The organism is Streptomyces sp. NPDC005722 (assembly GCF_040630935.1).
In the GTDB taxonomy this organism is placed as follows: Bacteria; Actinomycetota; Actinomycetes; order Streptomycetales; family Streptomycetaceae; genus Actinacidiphila.
This window is the reverse complement of sequence record NZ_JBEXYN010000006.1, coordinates 177,061-195,452: the sequence shown is the minus strand read 5'-3', so window position 1 is coordinate 195,452 and position 18,392 is coordinate 177,061. Positions and strand designations below refer to the sequence as shown.

22 protein-coding genes, 1 pseudogene and 1 riboswitch are annotated in these 18,392 nt (G+C 73.1%); of the genes and pseudogenes, 10 read left to right on the top strand and 13 right to left on the bottom strand.

Annotated elements, in window-relative coordinates:
• The first annotated feature begins 540 nt into the window (after positions 1–540).
• A complete protein-coding gene (gene otsB / locus ABZ479_RS10450; protein WP_500461147.1) occupies positions 541–1,437 on the top strand; it encodes a trehalose-phosphatase in 897 nt (298 codons plus the stop codon).
• On the opposite strand, the gene ABZ479_RS10445 is transcribed toward otsB, so the two are convergent.
• From ABZ479_RS10445 to ABZ479_RS10435, 3 genes are all read right to left on the bottom strand, one after another.
• Positions 1,398–2,258, bottom strand: a complete 861-nt coding sequence (locus ABZ479_RS10445) for an SDR family NAD(P)-dependent oxidoreductase (RefSeq protein WP_500461146.1) — start codon at positions 2,256–2,258, stop codon at positions 1,398–1,400. The genes otsB and ABZ479_RS10445 overlap by 40 nt on opposite strands.
• A 64-nt stretch (positions 2,259–2,322) precedes the next feature.
• Positions 2,323–2,997 carry a response regulator gene (locus tag ABZ479_RS10440; protein ID WP_500461288.1) on the bottom strand — a complete coding sequence of 225 codons (675 nt, stop codon included), beginning with the start codon at positions 2,995–2,997 and terminating at the stop codon, positions 2,323–2,325.
• 2 nt (positions 2,998–2,999) lie between these two features.
• Complete coding sequence (locus ABZ479_RS10435) at positions 3,000–4,088, bottom strand: sensor histidine kinase (protein WP_500461145.1); 1,089 nt, start codon at positions 4,086–4,088, stop codon at positions 3,000–3,002.
• 134 nt (positions 4,089–4,222) lie between these two features.
• Here ABZ479_RS10435 and ABZ479_RS10430 point away from each other — a divergent pair, with 134 nt between their 5' ends.
• Positions 4,223–4,435, top strand: a complete 213-nt coding sequence (locus ABZ479_RS10430) for a hypothetical protein (protein WP_500461144.1) — start codon at positions 4,223–4,225, stop codon at positions 4,433–4,435.
• An 82-nt stretch (positions 4,436–4,517) separates the two neighbouring features.
• Here the strand turns inward: ABZ479_RS10430 and ABZ479_RS10425 are convergent, their stop codons facing one another.
• From ABZ479_RS10425 to ABZ479_RS10400, 6 genes and pseudogenes are all read right to left on the bottom strand, one after another.
• Positions 4,518–4,931, bottom strand: a complete 414-nt coding sequence (locus tag ABZ479_RS10425) for a hypothetical protein (protein WP_500461143.1) — start codon at positions 4,929–4,931, stop codon at positions 4,518–4,520.
• A 222-nt stretch (positions 4,932–5,153) separates the two neighbouring features.
• Positions 5,154–5,460: pseudogene (locus tag ABZ479_RS10420) on the bottom strand (PIN domain-containing protein).
• Positions 5,457–5,672 carry a type II toxin-antitoxin system VapB family antitoxin gene (locus tag ABZ479_RS10415; protein WP_500461142.1) on the bottom strand — a complete coding sequence of 72 codons (216 nt, stop codon included), beginning with the start codon at positions 5,670–5,672 and terminating at the stop codon, positions 5,457–5,459. The pseudogene ABZ479_RS10420 and the gene ABZ479_RS10415 overlap by 4 nt, the downstream one beginning before the upstream one ends.
• 28 nt (positions 5,673–5,700) lie before the next feature.
• A complete protein-coding gene (locus ABZ479_RS10410; RefSeq protein WP_500461141.1) occupies positions 5,701–6,609 on the bottom strand; it encodes a hypothetical protein in 909 nt (302 codons plus the stop codon).
• 108 nt (positions 6,610–6,717) lie between these two features.
• Complete coding sequence (locus ABZ479_RS10405) at positions 6,718–6,918, bottom strand: DUF397 domain-containing protein (RefSeq protein ID WP_500461139.1); 201 nt, start codon at positions 6,916–6,918, stop codon at positions 6,718–6,720.
• On the bottom strand, positions 6,915–7,730 hold the full coding sequence (locus ABZ479_RS10400; protein ID WP_500461137.1) for a helix-turn-helix domain-containing protein: 816 nt from the start codon (positions 7,728–7,730) through the stop codon (positions 6,915–6,917). The genes ABZ479_RS10405 and ABZ479_RS10400 overlap by 4 nt, the downstream gene beginning before the upstream one ends.
• Before the next feature lie 114 nt (positions 7,731–7,844).
• Here ABZ479_RS10400 and ABZ479_RS10395 point away from each other — a divergent pair, with 114 nt between their 5' ends.
• On the top strand, positions 7,845–8,237 hold the full coding sequence (locus ABZ479_RS10395; RefSeq protein ID WP_499599818.1) for an ATP-binding protein: 393 nt from the start codon (positions 7,845–7,847) through the stop codon (positions 8,235–8,237).
• Complete coding sequence (locus tag ABZ479_RS10390; protein ID WP_500461136.1) at positions 8,234–8,638, top strand: hypothetical protein; 405 nt, start codon at positions 8,234–8,236, stop codon at positions 8,636–8,638. The genes ABZ479_RS10395 and ABZ479_RS10390 overlap by 4 nt, the downstream gene beginning before the upstream one ends.
• Before the next feature lie 116 nt (positions 8,639–8,754).
• Here the strand turns inward: ABZ479_RS10390 and ABZ479_RS10385 are convergent, their stop codons facing one another.
• Together ABZ479_RS10385 and ABZ479_RS10380 are read right to left on the bottom strand one after the other, a co-directional pair.
• Positions 8,755–10,215: an alpha,alpha-trehalose-phosphate synthase (UDP-forming) gene (locus tag ABZ479_RS10385; RefSeq protein WP_500461135.1), complete on the bottom strand. Its 1,461-nt coding sequence runs from the start codon at positions 10,213–10,215 to the stop codon at positions 8,755–8,757.
• 103 nt (positions 10,216–10,318) lie between these two features.
• A complete protein-coding gene (locus ABZ479_RS10380) occupies positions 10,319–11,290 on the bottom strand; it encodes a glucosyl-3-phosphoglycerate synthase (RefSeq protein WP_500461133.1) in 972 nt (323 codons plus the stop codon).
• Positions 11,291–11,447: 157 nt separating this feature from the next.
• Positions 11,448–11,575: riboswitch (SAM riboswitch) on the top strand.
• Between the two features lie 18 nt (positions 11,576–11,593).
• On the opposite strand from ABZ479_RS10380, the gene thrC reads away from it, so the two are divergent.
• The 4 genes from thrC (at position 11,594) to groL (ending at position 15,816) form a co-directional block, all read left to right on the top strand.
• Positions 11,594–12,880, top strand: coding sequence for a threonine synthase (thrC, locus tag ABZ479_RS10375; protein WP_499599832.1), 1,287 nt, complete (start codon positions 11,594–11,596; stop codon positions 12,878–12,880).
• Between the two features lie 44 nt (positions 12,881–12,924).
• Entirely contained in the window at positions 12,925–13,203 is a 279-nt protein-coding gene (locus ABZ479_RS10370; protein ID WP_499599834.1) for a MoaD/ThiS family protein, read from the top strand.
• 423 nt (positions 13,204–13,626) lie between these two features.
• Positions 13,627–13,833: a cold-shock protein gene (locus ABZ479_RS10365; protein WP_005486335.1), complete on the top strand. Its 207-nt coding sequence runs from the start codon at positions 13,627–13,629 to the stop codon at positions 13,831–13,833.
• A gap of 360 nt (positions 13,834–14,193) precedes the next feature.
• A complete protein-coding gene (gene groL / locus ABZ479_RS10360; RefSeq protein ID WP_089222503.1) occupies positions 14,194–15,816 on the top strand; it encodes a chaperonin GroEL in 1,623 nt (540 codons plus the stop codon).
• A 113-nt stretch (positions 15,817–15,929) separates the two neighbouring features.
• On the opposite strand, the gene ABZ479_RS10355 is transcribed toward groL, so the two are convergent.
• Positions 15,930–16,631 (bottom strand): copper homeostasis protein CutC, encoded by a 702-nt coding sequence (locus ABZ479_RS10355; RefSeq protein ID WP_500461132.1) that lies wholly within the window; start codon positions 16,629–16,631, stop codon positions 15,930–15,932.
• Between the two features lie 51 nt (positions 16,632–16,682).
• On the opposite strand from ABZ479_RS10355, the gene ABZ479_RS10350 reads away from it, so the two are divergent.
• Together ABZ479_RS10350 and ABZ479_RS10345 are read left to right on the top strand one after the other, a co-directional pair.
• Positions 16,683–17,378: an HD domain-containing protein gene (locus tag ABZ479_RS10350; protein ID WP_500461131.1), complete on the top strand. Its 696-nt coding sequence runs from the start codon at positions 16,683–16,685 to the stop codon at positions 17,376–17,378.
• A 105-nt stretch (positions 17,379–17,483) separates the two neighbouring features.
• Positions 17,484–18,095, top strand: a complete 612-nt coding sequence (locus tag ABZ479_RS10345) for a maleylpyruvate isomerase family mycothiol-dependent enzyme (RefSeq protein WP_500461130.1) — start codon at positions 17,484–17,486, stop codon at positions 18,093–18,095.
• A 24-nt stretch (positions 18,096–18,119) separates the two neighbouring features.
• Here ABZ479_RS10345 and ABZ479_RS10340 read toward each other — a convergent pair whose 3' ends face one another.
• Entirely contained in the window at positions 18,120–18,392 is a 273-nt protein-coding gene (locus ABZ479_RS10340; RefSeq protein ID WP_499599841.1) for a DUF4031 domain-containing protein, read from the bottom strand.

Below are 18,392 nucleotides of genomic sequence, written 5' to 3'. Positions count from 1 at the left end.
GTTGCCACGCCTACTGCCGGTGGTGGGCGCGCCCGCCGTAACCCGCGACTGCGGGTATTTCGGGGTGCTGCCGGGGTCGCCGGGACATCGGGCCCGCTTTCAGCGGCATATACGTCGGAACAGAGCCCGATCTTTGAGCCGGGCGAGATCGGGCTCGCTTTCAGCGGTATAGCCGTCGGAACAGGGCCCGATCTTCGGATCGGGGAAGCACCCGCAGACGCCGGTTACGGCGGGCGCGCCACCCACGAACAGTGGGCGTGGTCACCGGCCATCTGCACCCGCGGACGGCAACGAGACCCGAGCCGGACGAACAACCGGCCCCGCTCCGGCGCCTGAACCCCAACCGACCACCGGGCCGCACACTGCACACAAGGCAGGCCCCCACCCTCCCATCCGCAGCCAGCCGCTGTGCGCCCGAAGGGCGCGAGACGGCGCGACAGCCCGACCACCCACCTCACGCGGCCCCCGGGAACACCGCCGGAGGCGGGATGCTCCCGTACGCCGGGCATGCCCCCCGCGGGGGTCGGTATGGTCGGGGGCATGAGCCGCAGCCGCAGGGACGAACTGCCGGTACCCACGACGCCCGAGGGCAAGGACGGCCTGGCCGCACTGCTCGCGGAGCCCCGCAGGGCCGTGCTGGCACTGGACTTCGACGGGACACTGGCACCGATCGTGCCGGATCCGGACGCCGCGCGGGCCCACCCCCGTGCCGCCGCCGCGCTGGCCCGGCTGGCCCCGCGGATCGGTTCCGTGGTGGTCGTGACGGGCCGCCCCGCGGGCGTGGCCGTACGGTACGGGGGCTTCGCCGGCGTGCCCGCGCTGGAGCACATGGTCGTGCTGGGCCACTACGGCGCCGAGCGCTGGGACGCCCGGTCCGGCGAGGTCAAGGCGCCCGGCTCGCACCCCGGGGTCAACGCCGTACGCGCGGAACTGCCGGGCGTGCTGGACGCGATCGGGGCGTGGCGGGGCACGTGGGTGGAGGACAAGGGCCGCGCGGTGGCCGTCCACACGCGCCGCACGGAGGATCCGCAGGCCGCGTTCGAGGCGCTGAACGGGCCGCTGCGCGAACTGGCGGACCGCCACGGGCTGATCGTGGAGCCGGGCCGGATGGTGCTGGAACTGCGGCCGCCCGGGATGGACAAGGGCGTGGCGCTCAACGACTACCTGCGCGAGGTCGGCGCCGGCCCCGTGCTGTACGCCGGTGACGACCTGGGTGACCTGGCCGCCTTCGGGGCCGTGGAGAAGCGGCGGGCCGACGGCTTCCCCGGTGTGCTGGTGTGCAGCGGCAGCGCGGAGGTGGCCGAACTGGCCGCCCGGGCCGACCTCGTCGTGGACGGCCCGGAGGGCGTCGTCGCGCTGGTCGACGCCCTCGCGGACGCCCTGGAGGAGCGGGACGCTCAGGACGCCGCCGAGACCCACCCGCCGGTCAGCGACTGAACCGCGGACCCGTCGAGGTCCGCGAGCTTCACCCCGGTGAACTCGCGGGCCCGCGCGGAGGTCTGGACGCGGAAGGGCGGCCGCTCGCCGGTGAGGACCTCGACGATGGGCGCCGCCGCCTCGTCGACGGTCTGGGCGGCGCTGAACGCCTGCGTGGTGCGGTCGAGGTAGTGGGTGAGCGCGGGCGTGTAGGGTCCCGCGGCCGCCGCGTACGCGGGGATGTCGATGCCGAGGTTCGCGACGAACTCGCTGCCGACCGCGCCCGGTTCGACGACGCTCACGGTGACGCCGACCGAGGCCGCCACGGGTGCGAGCGACTCCATGTAGCCCTCGACGGCGAACTTCGCTGCGCAGTAGGCCTCGTTGAAGGGCTGCCCGACGACGCCGCCGACACTGGTGACGGTGACCAGCCGCCCGCCCGAGGCGCGCAGGTGGGGCATCGCGGCCTTGGTGACCTCGACGACGCCGAAGAAGTTGACCTCCATCGTGGCGCGGACGTCCGCGACCGTCTCCAGTTCGATGGTGCCGACGTGCCCGGCACCGGCGTTGTTGACCACCGCGTCCAGGCCGCCGAACTCCACGACGACGTCCTCCACGACCGCGGCGACGAGCCGGGCGTCGGTCACGTCGAGCCGCCTGACGTGGACGTGCTCGGCGACCCCCGCCGCGGTCGCCGTCTCGCGGAGGCGGTCCGCCTTCCCGGGGTCGCGCATGGTCGCGACGACGTCCCAGCCGGCGCGGGCGGCGGCGACGGCGGTGGCCAGGCCGATGCCGGAGGAGGTGCCGGTGACGAGGACGGTCCTGCGGTTGCCGGTGGTCATGGAAGGGCTCGCTCTCTGCGGGTGCTGGTGAACGCACCCTAAGCACCCACGGCCCGTGACCGCGTCAGCCGCGGTCCGGGGAGCCCGCGTCGTGGACGAGGAGGGCGATCTGGACCCGGTTGTTCAGGCCGAGCTTGCCGAGGATCCGGGAGACGTGGGTCTTGACCGTCGGCACGCTCATGTGGAGCCCGGCCGCGATCTGCGCGTTGGACCGGCCCTCCCCGATGGCGAGGGCGACCTCGTGCTCCCGCTCGCCCAGCGAGGCGAGCCTGCGCCGGGCGGTGGCCCGCGCGCCGCGTCCTTCGGCGGCGCCGGGCTCGGAGCCGGCGACCCGGGCGATCAACTGCCGTGTCACCGCGGGGGACAGCACCGGTTCGCCGGCCGCCACCTTCCGTACCGCCTCGACGATCTCGCGCGGCGCGGTGTCCTTCAGGACGAATCCGGCGGCGCCTGCGCGCAGCGCCCGCAGCACGTGCTCGTCGGTGTTGAAGGTGGTGAGCACGATGACCTCCGGTGCGCCCGGCAGCGCCCGCAGGGCCTCGGTGGCCGCGAGACCGTCGACGGTGGGCATGCGGATGTCCATGAGCACGACGTCGGGGGAGTGCTCCCGGACCAGCTCCGCGACCTCGCCCCCGTCGGCGGCCTCGGCGACGACCTGGACGTCCGGTGCGCCGCCGAGCATCATCCGCAGCCCGGCCCGCACCAGCGGGTCGTCGTCCACCAGCAGCAGCCGCACCATGCTCACGCCGCCCACGGTAGCCAGGCGCGCACCCGGAAGTCCCCGCCGGACCGGCCGTGCTCCAGGTCGCCCCCGGCGAGCGCGGCCCGCTCGGTCAGCCCGATCAGCCCCTGTCCCGCGCCGGGGATGGCGGGCACCACGGCCGCCGCGGCCGGCACCGGGTTGCTGACCTCGACCGTCAGGCCCCGCGCGGGACCGCCGGCGAGCCGCACGGTCACCTCCGTGCCGGGGGCGTGCTTGCGGGCGTTGGTCAGTCCTTCCTGCACGATCCGGTAGGCGGTGCGCCCCGAGGCGGTGGGCGCCGCGGACACGGCGTCGTCGTCCGCCTCCAGCACGATGCGCATCCCGGCCTCCCGGGACTCCTCCACCAGGCGCGGCACGTCCGCCAGCGTGGGCTGCGGCCGTCCGCCCGCCGTGCCGGACCCGGCCGGCTCGCGCAGCACGCCGATGATGCCGCGCAGGTCGTCCAGCGCCTGGTGGGCGCTCTCGCGGATCACCCCGGCGGCCCGCTCGATCTCCGCGGGGGACGCCCCCGGGTGGAACTCCAGCGCTCCCGCGTGGACGCTCAGCAGCGACAGCCGGTGCGCCAGCACGTCGTGCATCTCCCGTGCGATCTCCTCGCGCGCCTGTCGCCGCCCCCGCTCGGCGTACGAGGCCAGCAGTTGGCGCCGGGAGCGTACGTAGAGCCCCCAGCCGATCGAGCCCGCCATGATCACGAAGAAGGTCATCGCCGAGCCGGTCTCGGGCAGGTCCGGGTCGGGGCCGCGGGCCACGAACACCGGCAGCGGCGCGAACGCCAGCGCCGCCACCCAGGCCGTGCCGCGCAGTGGCCGGTACGCGGCGACGGTGAAGACCGCCACCGCGGTCGGGCCGCCCACCAGGTGCGCGAACCAGCCCGTCACCAGCAGCACCACCGCCAGCTGCACCGGCCACCGGTGCCGCAGGAACAGGGCCGCGCACGCGGCCGCGGCGACCGCCTGCTCGACGGGACCGACGGGGGCGCCCACCCCGTCCGCGGACAGGACGGAGAAGGCCGCCGCACCGAGGAAGACCGCGATGTCGGCGACGATGCCCTTCCGTACGCGTCGCATTCCACCGAATGTACGGTCCCGGGGCGCCGGCACCACCCCCGCGCCCGAAGTCGAGACCTAAGGACGACAGACCGCGCACGATCGGCGACTTTCGCCGACAGCCGGGGCGGTCGGCCGCTCCCTAGCCTCGTGGCATGAAGGGATTCCTCGGCTTCCTCGGCTTCGTGCTGCTCTCCCAGGGCATCGGCGGCATCGTCTACCAGCTCACCGACGGCTGGTTCCGCGTGTGGGCGCTGACGCACCGGATCGGCTTCCTGGACGGCTACGAGATCTACGTGTGCGTCCTCCTGGTCGTGCTGGGCGTCGCCGTCCTCTTCGCGTCGGACTCGGCGGGCAAGCGCTCCTGACGCCCGGTCGCGCACGGCCCGCCCCGGTCCCCCGTTCCTGTGTGACGGGGGGCCGGGGCGCCGGCGGGTGGTAGGGGAGGGGTCACCAGTTGTTGTTGTCCCGGACGATCGCCGCGCACTCCACGACGGCGCGGGCGGTGGGGACGGGGGTGGTCATGCCGTTCCTGTTCCGGACGGTGACCGTCCACCCGTTGCCGGACCGCTGGCTCGTCAGCACGCTCAGGTCGCTGTTGCTGAGGACGAAGCCACCGCCGGTGACCTCGGTGCGCGAGGGGCAGCGCGCCGAGACGGTCTGCGTGGCGCCCGAGGGGACGGTGACGGAGACACCCAGGAACTCGGCGGTCCTCAGCCGCCCGAAGTTGTCACGGTTGTTGCCGTTGCCCGCGAGGGGGCTTCCGGCGGCGTCGTCGGCGACCGCGGCGGGGCGCACGGTGGCGGAGGCGTTCAGGGGGGCAAGGAATGCGCTGGTCGTGACGACCGCGGCGGCGACCGTCATGGTTCCGGCGACACCCCAAAGCACCTTACGACGGGGTCGACCGGACATGGTCTTCTTCGCTCGTATGTTCATCTCTCTGCCTTCGAAGATGACGGAAGGAGCTCGCTCCGGGTCGAAGCGATTGCGCTCATCGTCACCCTGTGCGAGGTGTTCCGCACTTTGGGTGACCAAAGAGGATGAACGGTGCGCGGGCCGCGATCTGACGGAGCGGCGGCAGGTCGCTCAGTCGGCCGTCCCCGGCGGGACCACCCAGCGCACGGGCCGGCCGGTGACACCGGCGATCATGTCGAAGTCGCCGTCGTAGTGCAGGACGGTCGCGCCGTGCCGCTCCGCGAGGGAGGGGGCCTTCCCGTTGCCCGCGGCGATGAGGCACGTCTGTACGTCCCGCGCACGGTTCCAGGACTTCCAGCTCGACGGCGCCGCAGACGGCGAGCAACCCCGCGTTGTGGAGAGGCTCGATCACGGCCCTCACCGGAGGTTTCGGGTAGCGGGCGAGGGCGGACCCGTCGATGAGGAAGCGGTCCCTCATGCGGCTCGGTTCGGATCGTCCGCCGCCGTGGTCTCGCCGGTGAGGCCCGGAAGACCGCCTTCCGCCAGCCAGTTGAGGAACGAGGTGCGCTTGCGGCGCTTGATCACGTCCTCCAGGGCGGCGTTCACCGTGGCGACCTTGGTCGTGGTGCCGAGGATCTCGGCCGCCTCCGCCGGCATCCGGTCGTCGACGTCGATGACGGTGCGGGTCATTCGAGCCTCCTCGGCCATGGATGCCATATCAAAATGGGCCGCAGACGACATCGGCGGCCGGCGACGGCTCCACACGGGGCCGCTGTCGGGCGATGCCCGCGCGGGCCAGGGCGGCGCCGCGCGGACCGCCTGACGGAGCGACGGGAGCGGCTCCGGCGCAGTGCGGGCAGGGGCCGGTGCGGCCGGGGGGCAGCGGGTCGCCGCAGGCGGGGCATTCGGGGAGCGGGATCGCCGGGGCGGCGGGGTCGCGGGTGGGCCGGGGCGCCGGGAGCTTGTCGCGCAGGCGCCGTGCGATGAAACCGGCGGGGGAGTGGACGGCGCGCGGCAGCCCGGCGGACAGGGCGGTGCCCAGTTCCAGCTCGCTCGCGCCGTGGGCCAGCCAGCGCGCGGCGAGCGGCGCCAGCCGGGCGGCCTCGGCGACGCCGAGGGCGAGCCGGGCCTCCCGCCGCCCGAGGCGCTGCAGCGCTGCCGCCGCGCGGGCGACCAGCGACGCGTCGGCGGGCGGCTCGGGGTGGGAGGTGTTCTCTTCCTCCCTCTTCTCCCCCTTGGGGGATGCGCCGACGGCCCGTACGGACGGCGCACCGGCGGTCGGGATGCTGCCGCCCGGTGCCGCGAAGGCGGCAACGATCTCGGCGGGGTCGCGCAGCGGCACGTTGGAGACGAGCACCTGGGTCGTCCAGTGGCCGGTCTCGGGGCTCTGGGTGCGGCGCGTGTGCACATAGCCCTCCGCCTCCAGCTGCTGCCGGGCCCGGCGCAGGGCGATGCGTCCCTCGGGCATCTTCTCGCCGATGGACTGCAGGGTCTCCCGGGACCCCTCCGGCAGGGAGAGCGCCCACTGCAACAGCCGTACGGCGGTGCCGTTCAGGCGCGGATGGCGGATGAGGTCGTTCGGCGTCTGGGAGAAGAAACGGGTCGGCGGGATAGCATGTCGAATCATTTGCGGGGCTCCTTGGTGGATTAAGCCTCGTACGTGTAGGCCCCCGGCCGGTGTTGGCGCACCACTGGGGGCCGCTTCATGCGCTGGGCACGAAGCGTGATCGGCCGATTACTCTACCGGTGTCACGGTGTTGTCCGCGACGAAGGCGACGAACGCCGTCCACGCCTCGCCGGTGAAGGCCAGCGCGGGCCCGGCGGGGTCCTTGGAGTCCCGTACGTGCACGACGCCGGGGGCCTGGGCGACCTCGACACAGGCGCCGCCCTCGCTACCGCTGAAACTGCTCGTGTACCAGGCGAGTCGGGATGTCATAGCTCCCCCGCAATCTGCTCGATCACTCTGGCGGAGTCCCCCACGCTGAGGGCCTGTGAGCGGATCATCGCATAGCGCTGGTGGAGCTTGCTGACCTCGTTCCGGCCGTCCACCAGCACGCTGCGGCTCTGGACTTCGAGATACGCGAGCAGCCGCAGGTCCGGGGTCTCCAGCAGGTGCATGGGGCCGTCGAAGCCCGCGTGCGCCTCGTGGGAGAGCGGCATCACCTGGACCGTGACGTGCCGCAGCGCCCCGGCCTCCAGCAGCCGTTCCAACTGGCGCCGGTGGACGGTGGTTCCGCCGACGGGGCGGCGCAGCACCCACTCCTCGATGACGAAGGCGAGCTGCGGGGCGGGGGCGCGGGTCAGCAGCGACTGCCGCGCCAGCCGGGCCCGTACCCGGCGCTCGACCTCCTCCGTCTCCAGCGTCGGGCAGTAGGCGCCGAGCACGACACGGGCGTAGTCCTCGGTCTGGAGCAGGCCGTTGATGACGTGCGTGTCGTAGGTGTAGAGGCTCACCACCGCGCGCTCCAGCTCCGCGTACTCCTCGAACCAGGAGGGGAACTCCGCCCGTTCCAGATGGCACGCCGCGGACCGCAGCACCCCGCCGCCGTCGCCCAGCAGGGTCCCGGCCCTCTCCACGAACGACGGCGGCGGCATCCGCTCACCGCGCTCGATCTTGACCACCAGCGACTTCGAGTAGCCGACATGCGCGGCCAGTTCCTCGGTCGACACCCCGCGGGCCTCCCGCAGGGACCGCGCGACGGAACCGAACATCCGCATGCTGGCCGAGCCCTCGCCCTTCGCGGACACGGCACCACCTCCCGGTACACACGCCGTACACAGCGGCGGACCGGTCCCGACACAACTGACCCGGGGTCAGGTCCGCCCTGGTCAGGCTAGCCACGGCACGGAACCGTTGGACCCATGACGCAGGAATCACCACCCGTGGCGGCGATGCGCGTCGTCGCCGAGCCCGCCCGCATCGCGGAGGTCCGCAGGGCCGTACGCGAACAGCTCCGCGCCTGGGGCCGCGAGGACCTGGCGCCCGCCGCCGCGCTGTGCGTCACGGAGATACTCGCCAACGTGCACCGGCACGCGGGCTCCCCGGAGTGCGAACTGACCCTGGACGACCTGGCCGCCGAGGGGGTGCGGGCCGCGGTCAGCGACCGTTCCCCCGTCCTGCCGGTCCCGTCCCCCGGGCCGCCGGACTGGGCGGCCGAACGCGGCCGCGGCCTGCACCTGATCGCGGCCGCCGCCCACCGCTGGGGCGTGCTGCCGACCCCGGACGGCAAGCAGGTGTGGGTGGTGCTGCGGTGAGGCCCGCCTCGTGGACCTGGCTGGACGACACGGCCTACGGGCCGGTGGCGTTCCTGCTGCTGGCCCATCCGCACGGGCGCGGGACGGCGGAACTCGCCGCGCTCCTCGGGCTCGCCGAACCCGGGCGGCGGCTGCCGGAGCTCGGGGCCCGCGTCACCGTCGGCGGTTGCGGGCGGGCCACGGTGCGCGGCGCGGACGGCGTGGCCCTGCTGGAGGTCGCGGCCGGGGAGCGGTGGTCCGCCTTCGTCGCGGGCGGCGGACCGGTCGCGCTCGTCGTGGGGCTCGACCCGCTCGCCCGCGGCGCGCCGCTGCCGGCGGTGGAGGCCTACCTGGCCCTGGGGACGACCTGCGGGCGCATCCGGCTGGGGATCAGCCGGCGGGCGCCCTCACCTCCCCGCTGACCGCGGTGCGCGGCCGGCGACGCCGGTCCGGCGGGACCGCACCGGCGACCGGACCGGACGTCGCGGAGAAGGCCAGGCCCAATCCGGTGCCCGCCCCTCCGCCACCGCGCCCGGTTTCAGCCCAGTGCCCGCAGCTGGTCCAGGAACCACTGCTGCGGGGGGAGCGCCGTCGAGGCCGCCACCAGCCGCTTGGTGGCCTCGGCCCGCTCGCCGTGCGACACGGACAGCGCCTGGTGGAGCGCGTTGGCAGTGGCCCGGATGTCGTACGGGTTGACCACGAACGCGTCGTCCGCCAGCTCCTCGTACGCCCCCGCCTCGCGGGAGAGCACCAGCGCCACGCCGTCGTCCGAGACGACCGGGATCTCCTTGGCCACCAGGTTCATGCCGTCGCGGATCGGGTTGACCAGCGCGACGTCCGCCAGGCGGTAGGCGGCCAGGGAGCGCGCGAAGTCGTCCTTGACGTGCAGGACCACCGGCTGCCAGCCCGGCGTGGCGAACTCCTCGTTGATCTCCTCGGCCAGGTCGGAGACCTCGTCGGTGTACTCCCGGTAGACGGCCAGGTCGTGACGGGAGGGGTAGGCGAAGGCGATGTGCACCACGCGCCCGTGCCACTCGGGACGGTCGCGCAGCAGCTGCGCGTACGCGAGCAGGCCGCGCACGATGTTCTTCGACAGCTCGGTGCGGTCCACGCGCACGACGACCTTGCGGTCCGGGCCGCCCACCGTCTCCCGCAGCGCCGCCAGGCGCTCGTCCACGTCCGGCCGGTGCGCCCGCTCCCGCAGGAAGTCGGCGTCCGCGCCGAGGCCGTGCACCCCGATGCGGGTCGTGCGGCCCCGGTGGGTGATCGTCAGGCTGCCCGCGTCGCGGATGACGGAGGCGCCCAGCACGTCGGCGCAGCACGCGGCGAAGGCGTCCGCCCAGCGGCGGGTCAGGAAGGCGGCCCGGTCGGCGCCGAGGATGCCGCTGAGCACCTCCGCGGCGACGTCGTCGGGCAGCAGGCGGAAGTAGTCCGGCGGGGCCCACGGGGTGTGCGAGAAGTGGCCGATCCGCAGGTCGGGGCGGCGCGAGCGGAGCAGCTGCGGCACCAGCACCAGGTGGTAGTCCTGCACCAGCACGGCCGCGCCCTGGCCCGCCTCCTCGGCGAGCGCGTCGGCGAAGGCGGAGTTGTACGCCACGTACGTCGCCCACTGCTCGCGGAAGTCCTCGTCGAAGACGGGCTCCAGCGGGGTCTGGAACAGCATGTGGTGGACGAACCACAGGACCGAGTTGGCGATGCCGTTGTACGCCGAGGCGAAGGTGTCCGCCGGGATGTCCAGCATCCGTACGTGCTGGCCGCCGGTGTCGGTGGTGGGCAGCCGGCCCGTGCCCCCGGAGCTGCGCAGCACGGCGGCCCGGTCCCCCTCGCCCAGGGCCGCGCAGACCCAGACGGCGTCCGCGTCCGGCCCGATCGCGCTCAGGCCCGAGACGAGTCCGCCGCCGCCGCGGCGGGGGTCGAGCGTGCCGTCCTCGCGGAGGCTGTACGACACGGGGCCGCGGTTGGACGCGACCAGAACGCGCGCGGCATGCGAAGCGACCATGCGGCCAGCCTAGCCACGCATCCCCGACCGCAAACGTACGAGCTAGCCCAGCCGGGGGTTTCCGGCCTCCCCCGGCTCCGGCCGGGGCGCCCGGGCCGAGGGCCTACGCCACGGCGCGGCGGTGGGCGTACTCGGGGACCGTGCGCATCGGGGGGCGCTCCTCCGTCGCGACCTCGTGGACGTGCGGCTCGAAACCGCCGCCCGGCGCCCGGTCGAACTGGGTGAGGACGGGCCGCACGAGATGGCCGCGCGCCAGCCGGATCTGCGCGGTCCGGTAGATCGCCGCCGCCATGCGGCCCAGCGCCTGGCCGTCCTGGTGGCGGTGGTGCCGGACGCCCACGTCGACCTGGGCGAGCGCGTCGAGCCCGACGGTGTTGAGCGCGTCCACCAGCAGCCCCAGCTCCACCCCGTACCCCACGGGGAACGGCAGCCGCTCCAGCAGCGAGCGCCGCGCCGCGTACTCGCCGCCGAGGGGCTGGACGAACCCCGCCAGCTGCGGCCAGTGCAGGTTGAGCAGCGGCCGCGCGACCAGCTCCGTCACCCGGCCCCCGCCGGCCGGCACGACCGTGCCCCCGGTCTCCAGCGGCCGGTCGTACATCGCCTTGACCAGCTGCAGGTCCGGGTCCGTGAGCAGCGGCCCGACGATCCCCGACACGAACCGGGCGTCGAACTCCCGCAGGTCGGAGTCGACGAAGCAGACGATCTCCCCGCGCGTCACGAGCAGCGAGCGCCACAGCACCTCGCCCTTGCCGGGCAGTGCGGGCAGCCGGGGGAGCACCTCGTCCCGGTGGACGACGACCGCGCCCGCGGCGGCCGCGACCTCGGTCGTGCGGTCGGTGGAACCGGAGTCCAGCACGACGAGTTCGTCGACCAGCGGGACCGCCTCGCTCATCAGCTCGCGGCGGATCGTCGCGACGATCGCCCCGACCGTGGCCTCCTCGTCGAGGGCGGGCAGAACCACGCTGACCGTGCCGCGCGCACCGGCCGCGCGCTTGGCGGCGAGCAGTTGCGGCAGTGGCCTGTGGTCCGCCGTCCAGGACCGCCGCCGCAGCCAGCGGGCCACCTCGTCGAGCACTGGATCGCTCCGTTTCTGCCCGTCTCGAAGGACGGACGGCCTATGACCAGGTTCGAGGTCGTCGGTTACAGTCTTGAACACGAGGCATGACCATCGTATGTCCACGGTGATCGCGCCCCGTCCGACAAATGCCCGGGCCCTGCGCCCGGCGCCATACCGCTCATCCAGAGGGGCAGAGGGAACGGCCCGTTGAAGCCCCGGCAACCCTCCCGCCGACCGCGAGGTCCAGGTGGGGAAGGTGCCAATTCCGTCTCGCGGCGAAATGCGCCGCGAGGAAGATGAGGAGAAAGGGCCTCGCCTGACATGGCTGCGCAGACCGTTGCACCCGCGTCCACCGACTCCGCCTTCGGCCCCGCGTCCGCGCTCTCCTGCCGCGAGTGCGGCGAGCGCTTCCCGCTGGCCCCCCTCTTCGCCTGCGAGGTCTGTTTCGGGCCGCTCGAAGTGGCGTACGACCTCCCGAGCGGCGACCCCGAGACCCTCCGCAAGCGGATCGAGTCCGGGCCGAACAACATCTGGCGCTACGCGCCGCTGCTGCCCGTCCCCGCGGACGTGGCCGCCAAGCCCAACCTCAACCCGGGCTTCACCAAGCTGGTCAAGGCCGACAACCTCGCCCGCGAACTGGGCGTCACCGGCGGCCTGTACGTCAAGGACGACTCCGGCAACCCGACGCACTCCTTCAAGGACCGGGTCGTCGCCATCGCCCTGGAGGCCGCCCGCACCTTCGGCCTCACCACGCTGTCCTGCTCCTCCACCGGCAACCTGGCCGGCGCCGTGGGCGCCGCGGCCGCCCGGGCCGGCTTCCGCTCCTGCGTGTTCATCCCGCACGACCTGGAGGAGGGCAAGGTCGTCATGGCCGCGGTCTACGGCGGCGAGCTGGTCGGCATCGAGGGCACGTACGACGACGTCAACCGCTTCTGCAGCGAGCTGATCGGCGACCCGATCGGCGAGGGCTGGGGCTTCGTGAACGTCAACCTGCGCCCCTACTACGGCGAGGGCTCCAAGACGCTCGCGTACGAGATCTGCGAGCAGCTGGGCTGGCGCCTGCCGGACAACATCGTCATCCCGATCGCCTCGGGCTCCCAGCTGACGAAGATCGACAAGGGGCTCCAGGAGCTGATCAAGCTCGGCCTGGTCGAGGACAAGCCGTACCGCATCTACGGCGCCCAGGCGGAGGGGTGCTCCCCGGTGTCCACCGCCTACAAGGCCGGGCAGGACGTCGTGCGCCCGCAGAAGCCGAACACCATCGCCAAGTCGCTCGCCATCGGCAACCCGGCGGACGGCCCCTACGTGCTGGACATCGCCCGGCGCACCGGCGGCGCGGTGGAGGACGTCACCGACGAGCAGATCGTGGACGCCATCAAGCTGCTCGCCCGGACCGAGGGCATCTTCGCCGAGACGGCCGGCGGCGTGACCGTCGGCGTGCTGCGCAAGCTCATCGAGACCGGGCAGCTCGACCCGGCCGGGGAGACCGTCGTCCTCAACACCGGCGACGGCCTCAAGACGCTGGACGCCGTCGCCCCGACCTCCCGCCCCACGGCCACCATCCGCCCGAGCCTCGACGCGTTCCGCGCCGCCGGCCTGGCCGGCTGACCCCACCGCACCGGCTGACCCAGACTGAAGGTGAACCCCGCATCATGAGCGCTACCGTCCGCATCCCCACCATCCTCCGCACCTACACCGGCGGCCTGGCCGAGGTCCCGGCCGAGGGCGGCACCCTGGCCCAGGTCATCGACTCCCTGGAGCGGAACCACCCCGGCATCTCCGCGCGGGTCCTGGACGACACGGGCAAGCTGCGCCGTTTCGTGAACGTCTACGTGAACGACGACGACGTCCGTTTCTCCGAGGGGCTGCAGACCTCGGTGGGCGAGGGCGCGTCCGTCTCGATCATCCCGGCGGTGGCCGGAGGCTGCTGAGCCGCACGGCCCGCGGGCGACAGGGGTGCCGGGTACCTCCCGGCACCCCTGTGTGCGTGAGGGGTAGTTGAAGGCCTGTACAGTTGCCCTGAGCAGGTCGCAACTCCCTGCAACGCTCTGCGCAACCCCCCTTCCCGGGGCGGTCTTGTCGACGATTTATCGCCAAATTCACGTGGCGTTTGTCTTGTTGGCCCCTTATGTCCGGTCCGAGTTGCCCCGGATTATTCGCCGAACAGGCTCTTCTTCCGATTCCGTGTGCCCGGAATTCTCGTCCGATTGACCTGTTGCAGACAGCGTCCGGGCAGATACATTCAGCCGCGGTCGACGCGTTCCGGCGCACGCCCCCTTGGCTGTAGGGGGTGAGGTCTGACCCGGGTCCGCGAGGTGCGGGTCTGCGAAGGGCCAGCAATAGGGGAGTTAGGAATGGCTCAGGGCACCGTCAAGTGGTTCAACGCGGAGAAGGGCTACGGCTTCATCGCGGTCGACGGTGGTGCGGACGTCTTCGTGCACTACAGCGCGATCCAGATGGACGGCTACCGCACCCTCGAGGAAGGTCAGCGGGTCGAGTTCGAGATCTCGCAGGGCCAGAAGGGGCCGCAGGCGGACATGGTCCGTCTCGCAGCCGGCTGACGCGCCGCGCATCGGCCACGGAGCACTTTCGCGTACGGCCGCTCAATCGTACGCGTCGAGGCCCGCCCCGCACAGGGGCGGGCCTTCGTGCTGTCCGGGGGCCCGCGGACCGGGACCTGCGGGTTGTCCACGGCACCGGCCAAGCGGCTTGCACTCTCCTAGGGCGAGTGCTAATCATTGGCGTTAGCACTCTGACGTTGAGAGTGACAAAGGACCGAGTGGGTGAGGCCCGCTCGAACGCCGGAAAGGAACCGGCGGGAGGGCAGGCCGTCCGTCGCGGGCGCCGGCGCGGTCCTGGAGTAATCCTTCCCCGCAGCCGTGCGCCGCGGGGGGACCCCAAGTCCGGGAGGACCACTTCACATGGCCAAGATCATCGCGTTCGACGAGGAGGCACGGCGCGGTCTCGAGCGCGGGATGAACCAGCTCGCCGACGCCGTCAAGGTCACCCTCGGCCCCAAGGGCCGCAACGTCGTCCTCGAGAAGAAGTGGGGCGCCCCCACGATCACCAACGATGGTGTGTCCATCGCCAAGGAGATCGAGCTCGAGGACCCGTACGAGAAGATCGGCGCGGAGCTGGTCAAGGAGGTCGCGAAGAAGACGGACGACGTCGCCGGTGACGGCACGACGACCGCGACCGTCCTCGCCCAGGCGCTGGTCCGCGAGGGCCTGCGCAACGTCGCCGCCGGCGCCAACCCGATGGCGCTGAAGCGTGGCATCGAGAAGGCCGTCGAGGCCGTCTCCGCCGCCCTGCTCGAGCAGGCGAAGGACGTGGAGACCAAGGAGCAGATCGCCTCCACCGCCTCCATCTCCGCCGCCGACCCGCAGATCGGCGAGCTCATCGCCGAGGCGATGGACAAGGTCGGCAAGGAAGGCGTCATCACCGTCGAGGAGTCCCAGACCTTCGGTCTGGAGCTGGAACTCACCGAGGGCATGCGCTTCGACAAGGGCTACATCTCGGCGTACTTCGCCACCGACCTGGAGCGTATGGAGACGTCCTTCGACGACCCGTACATCCTGATCGTCAACTCCAAGATCTCCGCGGTCAAGGACCTGCTCCCGCTGCTGGAGAAGGTCATGCAGTCCGGCAAGCCGCTGCTGATCATCGCCGAGGACGTCGACGGCGAGGCGCTGTCGACCCTGGTCGTCAACAAGATCCGCGGCACCTTCAAGTCCGTCGCGGTCAAGGCCCCGGGCTTCGGCGACCGCCGCAAGGCCATGCTCGGTGACATCGCCATCCTCACCGGTGGCACCGTCATCTCCGAGGAGGTCGGCCTCAAGCTGGAGAACGCCGGCGTGGACCTGCTCGGCCACGCCCGCAAGGTCGTCGTCACCAAGGACGAGACCACGATCGTGGACGGCGCCGGCGACCAGGACCAGATCCAGGGCCGCGTCAACCAGATCCGTGCCGAGATCGAGAACAGCGACTCGGACTACGACCGCGAGAAGCTCCAGGAGCGTCTGGCGAAGCTGGCCGGCGGCGTGGCCGTCATCAAGGCCGGTGCCGCCACCGAGGTCGAGCTCAAGGAGCGCAAGCACCGCATCGAGGACGCGGTGCGCAACGCCAAGGCCGCCGTCGAGGAGGGCATCGTCGCCGGTGGTGGCGTGGCCCTGCTCCAGGCGTCCAACGTGTTCGAGAAGCTCGAGCTCGACGGCGACGAGGCCACCGGTGCGTCGATCGTGAAGCTGGCCCTCGAGGCCCCGCTGAAGCAGATCGCCGTCAACGCCGGCCTCGAGGGCGGTGTCGTGGTGGAGAAGGTGCGCAACCTGACCCCCGGCCACGGCCTCAACGCCGCCACGGGCGAGTACGTCGACCTGATCGGTGAGGGCATCATCGACCCGGCCAAGGTCACGCGCTCCGCGCTGCAGAACGCGGCCTCCATCGCCGCGCTCTTCCTCACCACCGAGGCCGTCATCGCCGACAAGCCGGAGAAGGCCGCCGCGCCGGCCGGCGGCGGCATGCCCGGCGGTGACATGGACTTCTGAGCCTCCGGGACCAGGACTCCGCACCACGGCAGAAGACCGAGGGCGGTACCCCACACGGGGTACCGCCCTCGGGCGTTTCCGGGCGCCGCCCCGTCAGGCAAGGTCGGGTCGGGTCAGGGGACGGCCACCGGTGCGTCCAGCAGGTCGCGCCAGGCCCGCACCGCCTCCGGGTCGACGGGTCCGGTCCAGCCGCCGGGGCGTACCGCGCCCCCGACGTGGAAGGCGTCGATGCCGGCCGCGAGCAGCCGCGGCAGGTGCTCGGCCCGCAGCCCGCCGCCCACCATCAGCTGCGGCTCACCGGGACGTCCCGCCTCCGCCAGCAGATGGCCGAGCCCGTCGTCGACACCGCGCGCGGAGCCCGCGGTGAGGAAGGTGTCCAGCCCGGGCAGCCCGTGCACCGCCGAGCGCACGGCCTCCCGGTCGGCGGAGTGGTCGATGGCGCGGTGGAACGTCCAGCGGGCACCGGAGCCGATCGCGTCGACCAGCAGGCGCACGGCGGCCATGTCCGGCGCGCCCGAGCCGTCGAGGAAACCGAGCACGAACTCGTCGGCGCCCTCGCCGCGCAGCGCCGCCGCGGCCACGCAGAGCGCGTCCGCCTCGCGGGTGCCGCCCACGCCGAAGTCCGCGCGGGCCCGCAGCATCACCCGGACCGGGATGTCCACCGCGGCCCGGACGGCGGCGAAGGTCTCCCGGGAGGGCGTCAGGCCGTCCGCCGCCATGTCGGTGACCAGTTCGAGGCGGTCCGCGCCGCCCGTGCGGGCCGCGAGGGCGTCGTCGGCGTCGAGCGCGATCACTTCGAAAATTGGTCTAGACATATCTCCAGGGTGTCACATGCCCCCGCGTGCCCGCGACCCCCGTACACCACAATGACCTCCATGGCTGACACCGCACCCGAAACCGGCTCCGCCCTCCTCGCCCGCTGGTGCGACCTGCTGCGCCGCTGCCAGACGGAGTCCGTCGACCCGGTGCCGTACGGCAAGGACCTGATCGCCCGCTGGGCCGAGCCGCACCGCCGCTACCACACCACCACCCACCTGGTCGCCGTCCTGGACCACGTCGAGGCCCTGGCCGCGCACGCCGAGGACCCGGACGCCGTGCTCCTCGCCGCCTGGTTCCACGACGCCGTCTACCGTCCCGACCGCTCCGAGAACGAGGAGCGCAGCGCCCGGCTCGCCGAACGCGCGCTGCCCGAGGCGGGGGTTCCCGACACGATCACCTCCGAGGTCGCCCGCCTGGTCCGGCTCACCGTCACCCACCACCCCGCCGCGGGCGACCGCGACGGGGAGGTCCTCTGCGACGCCGACCTGGCCGTCCTCGCCGGAGACCCCACCGGCTACGCCGAGTACGCGGCCGCCGTCCGCGAGGAGTACGGCTTCGTCCCCGACGACGCCTTCCGCGCCGGACGCGCCGACGTCCTGCGCCAACTCCTGCGGCTGCCCCGGCTGTACCGCACCCCGGAGGCGTACGAGCGCTGGGAGGCCACCGCCCGCCGCAACCTCGGCACCGAGCTGGAACTGCTCGCCCCGGGCGACGCGGACGACGCGGACGACGCCCGGCCGTGACGCCGGCCGACGACTCCGGCGCCCGCCGATGAGTCCGGCGTGCGCGGGCGGTCCTTGTCCGTGCGGGCGGCCGCCCGCGGCGCGAGACGGAGGGGTACGACAGCGATGACCGACGACACCGAGGTGCAGGCCGCCGTCGCGGCGGAGTTCACGGCCCTGGCCGACCTGCTCGACGGGGCCCCCGCGGCATGGTGGGACCACCCCTCGCTGTGCGAGGGCTGGCGGGTGCGCGAGGTCGTGGCGCACATGACGATGGCCGCGCGGTACTCGAGGGAGGAGTTCATGGCACTCCTCGCCGAGCACGCCCACGACTTCACGCGGCTGTCCGACGCCGTCGCCGCGCGGGACGGCGCCCTGCCCACCGGGGAACTCGTCGGGTCCCTGCGCTCCGAGGTGATGCAGCGGTGGCAGCCCCCGGGCGGCGGCGCCCACGGCGCGCTCAACCACGTGGTGATCCACGGGCTGGACATGACCGTGCCGCTGGGAGCGGAGCGCCGCGTCCCGGCGGAGACCCTCGGCGTCCTCCTCCACGACCTCACCGCGGGCGGCGGGCACGCGCACTTCGGTGTGGCCGTCGAGGGCCGCCGGCTGCGGGCCACCGACCTGGACTGGTCGTACGGTTCGGGTCCCGAACTGCGGGGCACCGGCGAGGACCTGGCCCTGGCGATGTGCGGGCGCCGGCTGCCCGCCGGGCGGCTGGAGGGCGCGTCGTTGTGACCGTCGCGCGGCCGGCGCCGGGGGCTACTCGCCCTGCGGGCGGCCCTTGGGGCGGCGCAGGCCGGCCTCGGTGAGGTGGCGCAGCAGTTCCTTGCTGCCGACCTGGACGGCGCCCGCGGCGACCGCCGAGTCGTAGCGTTCGCTCGGCACGTCGTAGTGGTCGCCGTCGAAGGCGCGGCGGGGCGCGCCGATGGTGTCGGCGAAGGCGTGGAGTTCCTCGTACGAGCTGTCGCTCACCATGTGCGACCACATGCGGCCGTGGCCCGGCCAGCTCGGCGGGTCGATGTAGACGGTCAC